The organism is Bradyrhizobium sp. RT6a, assembly GCF_040547675.1.
Lineage (GTDB): Bacteria > Pseudomonadota > Alphaproteobacteria > Rhizobiales > Xanthobacteraceae > Bradyrhizobium.
The window spans coordinates 1,055,811-1,068,986 of sequence record NZ_JBEPQC010000001.1 but is presented as its reverse complement, the minus strand read 5'-3'; the positions used below and the strand labels follow the sequence as shown (position 1 = coordinate 1,068,986).

The following is a 13,176-nucleotide window of genomic DNA, read 5'->3' as shown; positions in this document are numbered from 1 at the left end:
CGTAACCATCGCAGGGCCATAACGCCACGCGAGGGTCCTGATGACCAAACTTACCCGCTTCGCCGTCGCCCCGTTGCATTCGATGACCCGGCGTCTGGCCGATGTGGCCTCGGCGCGTGTCGCGCCGGATCTAGTCGTCACCGGCGCGCGGGTGCTCTCGACCTATTCGGAGCGCATCCACGCGAGCCGCGAAATCTGGATCACCGGCGGCCGCGTTGCTGCGGTGAAGCCGGCCGGTGCTGCGAAGAAAGTCTTCAGCAACGTGCCGGTTTACGACGCGGCCGGCGGCATCGTCGCGCCGGGGCTGGTCGATCCGCACATCCACATCGAATCCTCGATGGTGACGGCCTGTGCCTATGCCGAGGCGGCACTGCTCAACGGCACCACCACGATCTTCTGCGACAGCCACGAGATCGGCAACGTGATGGACGTCGCCGGCGTCGAGGCGATGCTGGAGGACGCGCGCGAGGCGCCGCTTTCGATCTTCCTGACGGTGCCTTCCACGGTCCCTGCCACTTCGGCCGCACTGGAGACGGCGGGCGGCGATCTCACGCCGGACAAGATCGCCGGCCTGTTCGACCGCTGGCCGGAAGCCGTCGGGCTCGGTGAGAAGATGGATTTTGTGCCCGTCACCATGGGCGATGAGCGAAGCCACGCGATCCTCGCCGCCGCCCTGAAGCGCGGGCGGCCGGTGTCCGGTCACGTCTACGGCCGCGACTTTGTTGCGGCCTATGCGGCATCAGGTGTCACCGATACCCACGAGGCGATCGACCGCGACATCGCCGACGACTTGCTGGATGCCGGGGTCTGGGTGTTCTTGCGCGGGGGACCGCCGACCACGCCCTGGCACTCGCTGCCGCAGGCGATCCGGACCATCACCGAACTCGGGGCCTCGCATAAACGCACCGCCGTGTGCACCGACGATCGCGATGCCGACGATCTCCTGCTGTTTGGGCTCGATTGGGTGGTGCGCGAAGCCGTGAAGGCAGGGATGTCGCCCGAGCAGGCCTGGTCGATGGGATCGCTGCATGGCGCCACGCGCTTCAACATGGACAGCGATATCGGCGGGCTCGGCGGCGGCCGCCGCGCCGATCTGGTGCTGATGGACGACAATCTGAAGCCGCAATGCACCTGGTATGGCGGCGAGCTCGTGGTCGAGAACCGCAAGATCACGCCGAAGCTCGATCAGGCGCTGTCGCAGCGCTATCAATACCCGAAGGCGGCCTATGCGACCGTAAAACTGCCCCAGAAGGTCAAGCTGACGCCGGAGCTTCCGGCGAAAGCCTGTACCGTCAACGCGATCAAGACGGCGCTGCCCGGCATCACGCTGATCCACGAGAAGATCGCGATCGAGCCCGCAAAGGACTGGCCCTCACTGTTCGCCCGCTACGGCCTGTGCTTCGTCACGGTGGTCGAGCGTCACGGCAAATCGGCCGGTAATGTCGCCTATGGCCTGTTGAAGGACTTTGGCCTGAAGCGCGGCGCGGTCGCCTCCAGCGTCGGGCACGACAGCCACAACATCATCGTGGCCGGCACCAACGAGGCCGACATGCAGGTCGCGGTCGCCGCCATCAAGGAGCAACAGGGCGCCGTCTGCCTCGTCGCCGAGGGCAAGGTGAGGGCGCTAGTGCCGCTACCGATCGCCGGCCTCCTGTCCGACAAGCGCGTTACCGAAGTGGCCGAAGAGGTCAAGGCGCTGAAGAAGGAATGGGCGGAAGCCGGCTGCACCATCCCCTACATGGGCTTCAATCTGATTCCGCTATCGGTCATTCCGGAAATTCGCATCACCGACAAGGGCCTCGTGCTGGTCCCGCAAATGCAGCTGGCGCCGCTGTTCGAGTGACCGCTTTCACGCGTGTCTCGACTTAACTGACTGAAGCTGCCGCGATTTTTCCGCGGTTGCCGCATCGTGGAAAATAAAATCGATCTCGTTGAGATTGTATCCCGCGCGCCCGATGATCTCGCTCGAGCCAACATAACCGAGCGAGGTCCGATATGGCGAAGATGCGAGCCATCGATGCTGCCGTGCGAATTCTGGAGAAGGAGGGCATCTCGACTGCCTTCGGCGTTCCAGGGGCCGCGATCAATCCGCTTTACTCGGCGCTGAAGAAGCGCGGCTCGATCCGCCATATCCTGGCGCGGCACGTCGAGGGTGCCTCGCACATGGCCGAGGGCTATACGCGGGCCAAGGCGGGCAATATCGGCGTCTGCATCGGAACTTCGGGGCCGGCGGGCACCGACATGATCACCGGGCTCTATTCGGCGATCGCCGACTCGATCCCGATCCTGTGCATCACCGGCCAGGCGCCGCGGGCGCGGCTCTACAAGGAGGATTTCCAGGCCGTCGACATCGAATCGATCGCAAAGCCCGTGACCAAATGGGCGGTGACGGTGCGCGAGCCGGCGCTTGTGCCACGCGTGTTCAGCCAGGCTTTTCACGTGATGCGCTCGGGAAGGCCCGGCCCCGTGCTGATCGATATGCCGCTCGACGTGCAGCTCGCCGAGATCGAGTTCGACGACGAGACCTATGAGCCGCTGCCGGTCTACAAGCCGACCGCGACCCGCAAGCAGGTCGAGAAGGCGCTGGAGATGCTCAATGCGGCCGAACGGCCGCTGATCGTCGCGGGCGGCGGCGTGATTAATGCTGACGCCTCGGATCTACTGGTGGAATTCGCCGAGATCGCCAACGTGCCGGTCGTGCCGACGCTGATGGGGTGGGGCGCTATCCCCGACGACCACGTGCTGATGGCCGGCATGGTCGGTCTTCAGACCAGCCACCGTTACGGCAATGCCACGATGCTCGAATCCGATTTCGTCCTCGGCATCGGCAATCGCTGGGCAAACCGCCACACCGGCTCGGTCGAGACCTACACTAAGGGTCGCACCTTCGTGCATGTCGACATCGAGCCGACCCAGATCGGGCGCGTGTTCAATCCCGATTTCGGCATCGTCTCGGACGCGAAGGCGGCACTCGAACTGTTCGTCGCCGTCGCCAAGGAGTGGCGCCGGTCAGGCAGGCTGCGCGAGCGCCAGGCGTGGCCCGCTTCCTGCCGCGACCGGAAGAAGACGATGCTGCGCAAGAGCCATTTCGAGAACGTACCGATCAAGCCGCAGCGCGTCTACGAGGAGATGACCAAGGCCTTTGGCCGTGACACCTGCTACGTCTCCGTGATCGGCCTTTCGCAGATCGCTGGCGCGCAGTTCCTGGGCGTCTACAAGCCGCGCAACTGGATCAATGCCGGGCAGGCGGGACCGCTCGGCTGGACGCTACCCGCGGCGCTCGGCGTGCGTGCGGCGTGTCCGGATCGCGACATCGTCGCGCTCTCCGGCGACTACGATTTCCAGTTCCTGATCGAAGAGCTCGCGGTCGGGGCGCAATTCAATCTGCCCTACATCCACGTCGTCGTGAACAATTCCTATCTCGGCCTGATTCGACAGGCCCAGCGCGGCTTCGACATGGACTATCACGTCCAGCTTTCCTTTGAGAACATCAACGCGCCCGAGCTCGGCGGCTACGGCGTCGATCACGTCGCCGTCGCCGAAGGGCTCGGCTGCAAGGCGATCCGCGTCACCGATCCCAAGGACGCGCAGGCCGCGTTCGCCACTGCGCGCGAATTGATGGCGAAGCACCGCGTGCCCGTGATGGTCGAGTTCATTCTCGAACGCGTCACCAACATCGCGATGGGCACGGAAATCGACAACATCGTCGAATTCGAGGAGGTGCTGGATTTGCCGCTCGACGAGGTCGCGACAGCGCGGCCCGGCGTGCTGCAGCCGGCGGAATAGGGAGCAGCATCATGCCGAAATTCGCCGCCAATCTCACCATGCTTTTCAACGAAATGCCGTTCGTGGACCGCTTCGCAGCGGCCAAAGCAGCGGGCTTCGGTGGGGTCGAGTACCTCTTCCCCTATGATTTCGACAAGGCGCAGCTGCGCGAGCAACTCGACAGCCATGGGCTGACACAGGTGCTGCACAATCTGCCGGCCGGCAATTGGGCGGCAGGCGAGCGCGGCATAGCGATCCTGCCGGATCGTGTCAGCGAGTTCAGGGACGGCGTGTTTCGCGCCATCGACTATGCCAAGGCGCTCGATTGCGAGCAGCTCAACTGTCTCGTCGGCATCGCGCCTGTCGATGCCGATCCGCGCGAACTCAACGAAACCCTGGTCGGGAATCTGCGCTTCGCCGCTTCGACGCTGGCGCGCGAGAACATCAAGCTTCTGGTTGAGCCGATCAACACGCTCGACATTCCCGGCTTCTTCCTCAACGGCACCGAGCAGGCCGTGCAGCTGATCTCCGAGGTGCGCTCCAACAATCTGTTTATCCAGTACGACATCTATCACATGCAGATCATGGAGGGCGATCTCGCCCGTACCATGCAGGAATATCTCCCGCAGATCGCGCATATACAGCTCGCCGACAATCCCGGCCGTCACGAGCCCGGCACCGGCGAGATCAACTATCCCTTCCTGTTCCGCCATCTCGACGCGATCGGCTATCGCGGCTGGATCGGTTGCGAATACAAGCCGCGCACCACGACGCTGGAAGGCCTGTCCTGGCACGCCGCGCAAACGTTTGAGACCTGAGGAAACTTTGACATGATCGACATCGGCTTTATTGGACTTGGCACCATGGGACGGCCGATGGCCGGGCATCTTCTGGCCGCAGGCCATCGCGTTCTCCTGCACGATGTCGGGCCGGTCGCACCCGAGCTGATCGCCGCCGGCGGCGTTGATTGCAAGTCAAGCAAGGAGGTCGCGGAGGAGGCCGATGCGGTCATCATCATGGTGCCGGATACGCCGCATGTGGAGGCCGTGCTGTTCGGCAAGGACGGCGTCGCGGGCGGCATTTCCAAGGGCAAGATCGTGGTCGACATGAGCTCGATCTCGCCGCTGGCGACCAAGGAGTTTGCGAAGAAGATCGAGGCGCTCGGCGCGGATTATCTCGACGCACCGGTGTCAGGCGGGGAGGTTGGTGCCAAGGCGGCAAGCCTCACCATCATGGTCGGTGGCCCCGAGCGCGCCTTCAACACCATGAAGCCGATCTTCGACCGGATGGGAAAGAATGTCACCCGGGTCGGCGCCAATGGCGACGGCCAGACGACGAAGGTCGCCAACCAGATCATCGTCGCGTTGACGATCGAGGCGGTCAGCGAAGCGCTGCTGTTCGCGTCGAAAGCCGGTGCGGATCCGGCGCTGGTGCGGCAGGCCCTGATGGGCGGCTTTGCGTCGTCGCGGATTCTCGAATTGCATGGCGAGCGCATGGTGAAGCGCAATTTCGATCCCGGCTTCCGCATCGAGCTGCACCAGAAGGATCTCAACCTCGCGCTTGAAGGCGCCCGCGTCCTCGGCCTGTCGCTGCCGAGCACGGCAGTGGCGCAGCAATTGTTCTCGTCTTGCGCCGCGCATGGCGGCAAGGGTTGGGATCACTCGGCAATGGTGCGCGCGCTGGAACTGATGGCGGGGCACGAGATCGCCGCGACCTGAACTGTTACCGGGTAACAGTCTCCACTTGTAGTTCTGCCTAGATCGGGCGGGGAACCGGAACAATGATCCGGCCCCGCGGTTGAAGGCGCACAACAATCACTGGAGACATAAGCACATGAAAACCCGTCTTGCGATTTCGTTGGCTGCCGCGTCGCTGCTGGCGTCGAGTGCGGCCTTTGCTCAGTCGACGACCGAAGAAGGCGCCAGGAACGGCGCACGCGCGGGCGGCGACATTGGCGGCCCGGTCGGAGCGATGGTCGGTGGTACCGTCGGCGCCGCTGTCGGCGCCGGTCTGGAAATTCCGAATGCCATTCTGGGCGGCATCCCGCGTAGTGAATCCGTAGTCGTCGAGGATCGCGTCGTGGTCGGCGAGCCACTGCCGCCGACCGTGGTGCTGCGGCCCGTGCCGAACTACACCGAATATCGCTATGCGGTCGTGAACGATCGCCGCGTGATCGTGGAGCCGCGCACGCGCCGCGTCGTCAAGATCATCGACTGATCGATCGAGCGTGAGCTTTGAAGAGACGGGCCCTGCGGAGCATCATTCCGCGGGGCCTTGGCTCGTCAGGGCCGAATTCGCGCGAAACCGCGTCATGCCCCAATCGGCGATGGCCGCGAGCGCGAAGCCAATGCAGGTGGTGCCGGCATCGACCAGAAAGTCCTCCAGCCGCGCATGCCGTCCCGGTGCCCAGAATTGCATCAGTTCGAGCAGGCCGATCAGCACCACGGCGATGGCTGTGGCCGACAGGCGGCGGCGCGGATAGGCGAGGCCGAAGGCTAGTCCCACCAGCACGAAGGCGAGGGCATGTTCGCCGTCCTGGCCAAGGTCGGAATGGGGCCGCAGGCCGGGCGGGCCGAGGGTGGCAAAGGCGACGGCGGCGGCAAGCAGCCAGGCAGAGGAGCGAACTAAAAAGGACATCCGCACCGCTTAGCACGGATTGCAGCAGCCTGCCGAGGCGCTAGGATCAGATCGCCGTGTAGTTAATGACGAAATGTTAAAGCGGCTCCCGCACGCCAAGGCCGTGCATGAAGCGCTCCCGGATCTGTACGGGATCGCGTCGGGTGGCGCCGACGCCCGGCTTGTCATCGATACGAACGGCGATCAGGCTGGGCTCGCCGGCCGACATGGCTTCCTCGACCAGACGCTCGAAATCCTCCTCGTCCGCGGCCCAGGCGCTGTTGGCAAGCCCGGAGCCAGTCGCGATGGCGACGATGTCAGCCACGTTCGCGGCCGGTGTCGGCTGCGCGCCGGTGATCTGATAGATGCCGTTGTCCATCACGATCATGATGAGGTTCTTCGGCTTCAACGCCGCGATCGTCGAGAGCGCGCCGAGCTGCATCAGGAGCGAACCATCGCCTTCGAGCGCAAAGACGCGCCGCTCCGGCTGCGCCAGCGCCACGCCCAGCGCGATCGGGAAGGCGAGCCCCATGCTGCCGAGCATGTAGAAATTCTGCGGACGGTGGCCGGCGGCCCAGAGATCGAAATTGGTGTTGCCGATGCCGCCGATCACGGCTTCCTCGTGCTCGAGTTTTGCGATCAGGCGCGAGGTGACGTCGAAGCGGTTCATCACTTTGGTGTTGCGCGCGTCGGTATTCATTCGGGCAGGCCTCACTTGTTGAACACCTTGCCGCCGGTGAGCAGCGGGTTGAGGATCAGTGCCACCGGCGCCTGCGTCGTCACGGCCTGCTTGATCGAACGGTCGGCAATGAATTCGAGCTCGTCGAGCCGGGTGATGGTGTGATGCTCCAGTGCCAACGAATCCAGCACCGGACGCATGGTGCGGCAGACCAGTGACTGGCCGTAGTTGAACTCGCCGAGCGTGCCGCGCTCGGACACGAACATGATCAGCGGAATCTGGTAGGGCACCGCGAGCGAGGCCAGCACGTTGGCGAGCGTCGCAAAGCCCGAGGTCTGCATCAACACCGCGCCTCGTCGTCCGCCCATCCAGGCGCCCGAGACGATGCCGACGGCCTCCTCCTCGCGGGCGGTGGCAAAGGTGGTGAAGAACGGATCGGCGTGCAGGTTCTTGATCAGCGGCGTCAGCACGCGGTCAGGCACGTAAGGGACGAGGCTAATCTCGTTCCGCTTCAGGGTTTGCAGGACGATGCCGTGCCAGCTCGTGTCACTGGAGGTCTGCGCCGCCTCGGACGAGGTTTGTTGCTCCGCAATCGGCATTGCGTTCTCCCTTCGGCCGCGCATGCTTCTTGGTCTTTGCCATTGCCTTAGGCTCGTGTCGGCCGTCGCGGCGGTCTGCCGAACTTGACGCAGGCAGCGGGATTGTCAACATGTCCGGGCTGCACCGTGATCTGCGCCAGACGGCCTGCCGCGGCCGCTGGCGCCGTGTCATAAGCGGCAATAACAAGAGAACGGAGGAACGCATGAAAGGAGCGCGCGCCGCGCTGGCCCTGCGGATCTCCAGGAGAGAGCCGGAAAGGTCCTTATGTCCGTCAACAGCAAGCGCGTCTTCTACGTCAAATATCTGGCCAATCCGATCTATATCGACATTCTGAAGGCGCGGCCCGACGTCCGGCTCGATCGCATCGAGAACGAGAGTCCCGAAGACTTCTACGCGCCGATCATCGGTGTCGCTCATGTCTACCAGATCGGCGCCGCCCGGGACGAACTCGCCCCGCATTTCCACGTCGATGCCGCCTTCCTGAAACGCACGCCGAACCTGTTGCTGGTCTCGAGCAATGGTGCAGGCTTCGATCCCGTCGACGTCGAGGCGTGCACCGATGCGGGCGTGCTGGTCGTCAACCAGTCCGGCGGCAATGCCCATTCCGTCGCCGAGCATGCGCTGGCGATGATGCTGACGCTGTCCAAGCGCATCATCCAGTCCGACCGCAAGCTTCGCAGGGAGGCCAACGTCAACCGCAACGAACTCGTCGGCAACGAGATCGAGCACAAAACCGTCGGCATCATCGGCCTCGGCAATGTCGGTCGCCGCATCGCCGCGCTGTGCAAGGGCCTGTTCGGCATGAAGGTGCTGGCCTATGATCCCTACCTCACGGCCGAGGTGATGGCCGAACGGGGCGGGGAAAAGGTGGAGCTCGACGAGCTGCTGCGCCGCGCCGATTTTATCTCGATCTCCTGCCCGCTCAACAAGGGCAGCCGCAACATGATCAGCGTGCGCGAGTTTGGGTTGATGCAGCCGCATGCGTACTTTATCACCACGGCGCGCGGCTTCATCCACGATGAGGATGCGCTGCTCCAGGCCCTGCGCGACAAGCGCATTGCGGGCGCCGGTCTCGACGTCTGGTCCAAGGAGCCGCCGCCGCCGGAGCATCCGCTGCTCCAACTCGACAACGTGCTGGCGAGCCCGCATACCGCGGGCGTCACGATCGAGGCGCGGCAGAACATGGGCCGCATCGCGGCCGAGCAGGTGCTGGATACGCTCGACGGCAAGCGCCCGCCGCGCATCATCAATCCGGAGGTCTGGCCACGCTATGCCGAGCGATTCAAGCATGCGTTTGGTGTGACGCCGGCGTAGTCGGCAGTCGCTTTGTCCTTCCAGGGTGCTACGCTCCTGCTGTCCATTTCCCGGTTAGCGCTACGCGCCACGGAATGATCGACGGGCGGGAACCGCGCCGCCTTTGATCCGCGTCAAAATCTCCCTCCCGCAATCCGGCTAAATGGGATTAGAGTGAGCGCCGCCGGGGCAGGCAGGAGGTCCCATGTCAACTTATGTGGTCAGGTTCATGAAGGACGTGCTCGGCCAGTACGGCCGGCAGATCGAGGTGTGCCAGGGCACGCTTGAGATCGACGCCTCCGACGAGGACGAAGCCAGAGAGCGGGCGAAGGCGAGGTTTTGCGAGGATCAGGCGCTGCACCACTGGTCGTTGCATGCCGACCGCATCCAGGTCAGACCGGCTGACTTTCCGTCGTGAGGCCTGGCGGCCGGGCCCCGTGAGGTGACGCTGGCGCCGAGCGGACCGCTGCACCGTCTCAGTCCAACAACTTGTCCAGTGTGATCGGGAAGCGGCGGATGCGTTTGCCGGTGGCGTGATAGACGGCGTTTGCGATCGCCGCCGGGACGCCGACGATGCCGATCTCGCCCAGTCCCTTGATGCCGAGCTTGTTGATACGATTGTCCGGCTCGTCGACGAAGATCACGTCGATATCGTGAACATCCGCATTCACCGGGATGTGGTACTCGGCGATGTTCGCGTTCATGATCCGGCCGAAGCGATGATCCATCACCGTCTCCTCGTGCAGGGCCATCCCGATCCCCCAGACCACGCTGCCCATGATTTGGCTGCGGCCGGTCTTGGTGTTGAGAATCCGCCCGGCCGCGACGGCGCTGACCACGCGCGTGACGCGAATGACGCCCAGCTCTTCGTCGACTTTGACCTCGGCAAAGACGGCTGAATGGGTATTGCGCGCGTGCTTCTTGTCCTCGTCGAACTGGTTGAGCTTTTCCTTCTCGATGCGTTCGACGCCGCCATGGCGCATCGCGTCGGCGATCGAGACCGCGCGTCTGGTGTCGCTGGCCCCGGCAATGCTGCCGTCGATCAGGACCGTATCGGCCAACTCGGCGCCGGCGAGCGGCGAGCCAGGGATTTTTCCACCCAGACCTAACAGCTCCTTGCGCACCTCCTCGGCGGCTGCGAGCACCGCATGTGCGCTCGAGGCAGCCATCCAGGAGCCGCCCTCGACGGGCGCCTGGGGCAGACTGGAATCTGCGAGCCTGACGCTGATGTTCTCGATCGGCAGGCCGAGTGCGTCGGCTGCGACCTGAGCCACAATGGTGTAGGTGCCGGTGCCGATGTCGGATGCGGCGCATGACACCTCGGCATGTCCGTTCGACGTCAGCACGATACGGACGGCGACCGGCATCTGCAGTGCTTCCCACACGCCCGTCGCCATGCCCCAGCCGACCAGATCCTTGCCGTCGCGCATCGAGCGAGGCGCAGGATTGCGTCTGCTCCAGCCGAAGGCGTCCGCGCCGCGCGCGTAGCATTCGCGCAACTGCTTGCTGGTGTAGGGCAGGTTTTCGCTCTGGTCGCGGTCCGAGTAGCACTTCAACCGCAGTTCGACCGGATCGAGCTTGAGCGCGACGGCGAGCTCGTCCATGGCGCATTCAAGCGCGCAGACGCCCGACGCCGCGCCCGGTGCGCGCATGTCGCAGGGCGTGGAGACGTCAAGGTGGACGAGCTTGTGGGAGGAGCGGCTGTTCGGGCTCTTGTAGAGCTGTTCGGCCCAGCCGGTATCGTTGCGTGCAAAATCCTCGTAGCGCGAGGTGACGGCAATGGCCTCGTGCGTGACCGCGTCGAGCGTACCATCGGATTTCGCGCCGAGCGCGACACGCTCGATGGTCATCGGCCGGTAGCCGAGCCCGTACATCTGCTGCCGTGTCAGCACGACGCGCACGGATCGCTTCAGCGCGAGCGCGCCAAGCGTTGCCAACACCACCTGATATTGCGGCCGCAAGCCGGAGCCGAAGGCGCCGCCGACGTATGGCGAGACCACGCGAATATCATCCGGCTTCTTTTCGAACACGCCGCATAGAAATTTGTGGACGTTCTGAACGCCTTGCGTCTTGTCGTAGATCGTGAGCTTGCCACTGCTGTCCCAGACCGCCGTGGTCGCATAGAGCTCCATCGGGTTGTGATGCTCGGTCGGTATCACGTAGTCCGCCTCGTGGCGCACATCAGCCCCCGCAAGGGCGGCTGCGGCGTCGCCCCGCGGCTTATGCGGCTTGTCCTTCTCGGCAGCGTTGCTGCGCTCGCCTTCGAGGTCGGTCGCAAAACTATGCTGTTCATATTCGATCCGCACCAGGGTTGCGGCGAATTTCGCGGTTTCCCAGTCCTCCGCCACGACCAGCGCGATCGGTTGGCCGTTGAACTTGATCGTGTCATCGTAAAGCGGACGGAAGGGCGACCCATCCGGCGCTACCTCGTCCTTCCACGCCTCGTCCTTGTCCGCCAGCGGCGGACGGTTCGCATGCGTGAGCACGTCGAGCACGCCCTCGACCTGCTGTGCCGCGCCGGTGTCGAGGCGGACAATGCGCCCGCATGGAATGGTGGCCTCGACGACGAAGCCATGGAGGAGCTTGTCGGCCGGGAATTCGCCGGCGTATTTGGCGGCCCCCGTGACCTTGGCCCGTCCGTCGACACGCGACGTTGGCGTTCCGACATAAGCGTTCATGGGGTCCTCACGCGATCTTCTTGTGAGCCTGGGATTGCGGCGTGGCATTCGCCGCCTGTGTCAGTGTGCGCACGATGGCGCGGCGTGCGAGCTCGACCTTGAAGCCGTTATGCGAGCGGGTCGTTGCTCCCTGAAGCAAGAGATCCGCGGCGTGTGAGAAGTGATCGGGCGTCGCGGCCTGGCCGCGCAACGCAGCTTCCGCCTCGAGGCTGCGCCAGGGCTTGTGAGCCACGCCGCCGAGCGCCACGCGTGCCCCGCTGATCGCGTTGCCCTCCAATTCGAGCGCGGCGGCAACCGAGACCAGAGCAAAAGCATAGGACATCCGGTCGCGAACTTTGAGGTAGCTGTAGTTTTGAGCAAAGCCGTGCCGCGGCAGCTCGATCGCCGTGATGATCTCGCCGGTGCGGAGATGGGTATCGACATGAGGCTTGTCGCCGGGCAGCCGATGGAAATCGGTCAGCGCGATGGTGCGTTCGCCGGAGGGACCCGCGATGTGCACGAACGCATCGAGCGCGGCAAGAGCCACGCTCATATCGGATGGATTAGTCGCGATGCAGGCGGCGCTCGTACCCAGGATCGCATGGTTGCGGTTGAGGCCGTCCATCGCCGAGCAGCCGCTGCCGGGATGTCGCTTGTTGCAGGGCGTGGCCGTGTCATAGAAATAGGCGCAGCGCGTTCGCTGCATCAGATTGCCGCCGACCGACGCCATGTTGCGCAATTGCGCCGAGGCGCCGGCCAGAATGGCGCTGGCGAGCAGGGGATAGCGCTGCTCGATCAATGGATGGTAGGCGAGGTCCGAGTTCGGCACCAGGGCGCCGATGCGCAAGGACCCGTCGGACGTCTCCTCGACCTTGCGGAGCGGCAGGCGGGAAATGTCGATCAGCCGGGTGGGGCGCTCGACATTCTCCTTCATCAGGTCGATCAGATTGGTGCCCCCGGCAATCAGTTTGGCGCCGGGATCGGCGGCGAGCAGGCGGATCGCGTCGGCGACATCAGTGGCTCGGGCGTACTGAAAGTTGTTCATGGCTGGCCCATTGCCTGCTGGATGGCGGCGACGATGTTCGGATAGGCGCCGCAGCGGCAGAGGTTTCCGCTCATCAGCTCCCGGATCTCGTCGGCATCGTGGGCATGGCCTTCGACGAGCAGTCCGGCCGCCGAGCATATTTGTCCCGGCGTGCAATAGCCACACTGGAAGGCGTCATGGTCGATGAAAGCCTGTTGGAGGGGATGCAGCGCGCCGTCTTTGGCAAGACCTTCGACGGTCGTGATCTCGGCGCCGTCCTTCATGACGGCGAGCGTGAGGCAGGAATTGACGCGCCGGCCATCCACCAGCACCGTGCAGGCGCCGCACTGACCATGGTCGCAGCCCTTCTTGGTGCCGCTCAGCGCAAGATGGTCCCGCAAGGCGTCGAGCAGCGTGGTCCATGGCACGAGATCGAGCGTGTGACTGACGCCGTTGACGACAAGATGGATCGGGATTCGTTCGGAAATCTGATGCGTGACATCGCCCATGTCCTGCTCCCTGCGACGGCGACCGTGCCGGAC

The 13,176-nt window shown here is 64.4% G+C and carries 13 protein-coding genes; 7 read left to right on the top strand and 6 right to left on the bottom strand.

Going from position 1 to position 13,176, the window contains the following annotated elements:
- Positions 1-40 precede the first annotated feature (40 nt).
- The 5 genes from ABIC03_RS05215 to ABIC03_RS05195 all read left to right on the top strand — a co-directional run bounded on the left by ABIC03_RS05215 (position 41) and on the right by ABIC03_RS05195 (position 5,982).
- Positions 41-1,843, top strand: coding sequence for an adenine deaminase (locus ABIC03_RS05215; RefSeq protein WP_354056097.1), 1,803 nt, complete (start codon positions 41-43; stop codon positions 1,841-1,843).
- A gap of 152 nt (positions 1,844-1,995) precedes the next feature.
- Positions 1,996-3,786, top strand: a complete 1,791-nt coding sequence (gene gcl, locus ABIC03_RS05210) for a glyoxylate carboligase (protein ID WP_354056095.1) — start codon at positions 1,996-1,998, stop codon at positions 3,784-3,786.
- Between the two features lie 11 nt (positions 3,787-3,797).
- Positions 3,798-4,583 carry a hydroxypyruvate isomerase gene (gene hyi, locus ABIC03_RS05205; protein WP_354056093.1) on the top strand — a complete coding sequence of 262 codons (786 nt, stop codon included), beginning with the start codon at positions 3,798-3,800 and terminating at the stop codon, positions 4,581-4,583.
- A gap of 12 nt (positions 4,584-4,595) precedes the next feature.
- Positions 4,596-5,483 carry a 2-hydroxy-3-oxopropionate reductase gene (locus tag ABIC03_RS05200; protein WP_354056091.1) on the top strand — a complete coding sequence of 296 codons (888 nt, stop codon included), beginning with the start codon at positions 4,596-4,598 and terminating at the stop codon, positions 5,481-5,483.
- A gap of 115 nt (positions 5,484-5,598) precedes the next feature.
- Positions 5,599-5,982: a DUF1236 domain-containing protein gene (locus tag ABIC03_RS05195; protein ID WP_275167690.1), complete on the top strand. Its 384-nt coding sequence runs from the start codon at positions 5,599-5,601 to the stop codon at positions 5,980-5,982.
- A 42-nt stretch (positions 5,983-6,024) separates the two neighbouring features.
- Here the strand turns inward: ABIC03_RS05195 and ABIC03_RS05190 are convergent, their stop codons facing one another.
- The 3 genes from ABIC03_RS05190 to ABIC03_RS05180 form a co-directional block, all read right to left on the bottom strand.
- Positions 6,025-6,402, bottom strand: coding sequence for a VanZ family protein (locus tag ABIC03_RS05190; RefSeq protein WP_354056089.1), 378 nt, complete (start codon positions 6,400-6,402; stop codon positions 6,025-6,027).
- Positions 6,403-6,478: 76 nt separating this feature from the next.
- Positions 6,479-7,081, bottom strand: coding sequence for a thiamine pyrophosphate-dependent enzyme (locus ABIC03_RS05185; RefSeq protein ID WP_354056087.1), 603 nt, complete (start codon positions 7,079-7,081; stop codon positions 6,479-6,481).
- An 11-nt stretch (positions 7,082-7,092) separates the two neighbouring features.
- Positions 7,093-7,659 carry a thiamine pyrophosphate-binding protein gene (locus ABIC03_RS05180; RefSeq protein WP_275167687.1) on the bottom strand — a complete coding sequence of 189 codons (567 nt, stop codon included), beginning with the start codon at positions 7,657-7,659 and terminating at the stop codon, positions 7,093-7,095.
- Positions 7,660-7,924: 265 nt separating this feature from the next.
- Here ABIC03_RS05180 and ABIC03_RS05175 point away from each other — a divergent pair, with 265 nt between their 5' ends.
- Both ABIC03_RS05175 and ABIC03_RS05170 read left to right on the top strand, forming a co-directional pair.
- Positions 7,925-8,974 carry a hydroxyacid dehydrogenase gene (locus ABIC03_RS05175; RefSeq protein WP_354056084.1) on the top strand — a complete coding sequence of 350 codons (1,050 nt, stop codon included), beginning with the start codon at positions 7,925-7,927 and terminating at the stop codon, positions 8,972-8,974.
- A 184-nt stretch (positions 8,975-9,158) separates the two neighbouring features.
- Positions 9,159-9,371 carry a hypothetical protein gene (locus ABIC03_RS05170; protein ID WP_007608382.1) on the top strand — a complete coding sequence of 71 codons (213 nt, stop codon included), beginning with the start codon at positions 9,159-9,161 and terminating at the stop codon, positions 9,369-9,371.
- Between the two features lie 58 nt (positions 9,372-9,429).
- Here the strand turns inward: ABIC03_RS05170 and ABIC03_RS05165 are convergent, their stop codons facing one another.
- Genes ABIC03_RS05165 through ABIC03_RS05155 form a run of 3 tightly spaced genes read right to left on the bottom strand, consistent with a single transcriptional unit; the run spans position 9,430 to position 13,143 of the window.
- Positions 9,430-11,631: a xanthine dehydrogenase family protein molybdopterin-binding subunit gene (locus ABIC03_RS05165; protein WP_354056082.1), complete on the bottom strand. Its 2,202-nt coding sequence runs from the start codon at positions 11,629-11,631 to the stop codon at positions 9,430-9,432.
- 7 nt (positions 11,632-11,638) lie between these two features.
- Positions 11,639-12,655, bottom strand: a complete 1,017-nt coding sequence (locus tag ABIC03_RS05160) for an FAD binding domain-containing protein (RefSeq protein ID WP_354056080.1) — start codon at positions 12,653-12,655, stop codon at positions 11,639-11,641.
- Positions 12,652-13,143 (bottom strand): (2Fe-2S)-binding protein, encoded by a 492-nt coding sequence (locus ABIC03_RS05155; protein ID WP_275167683.1) that lies wholly within the window; start codon positions 13,141-13,143, stop codon positions 12,652-12,654. The genes ABIC03_RS05160 and ABIC03_RS05155 overlap by 4 nt, the downstream gene beginning before the upstream one ends.
- Positions 13,144-13,176 lie beyond the last annotated feature (33 nt).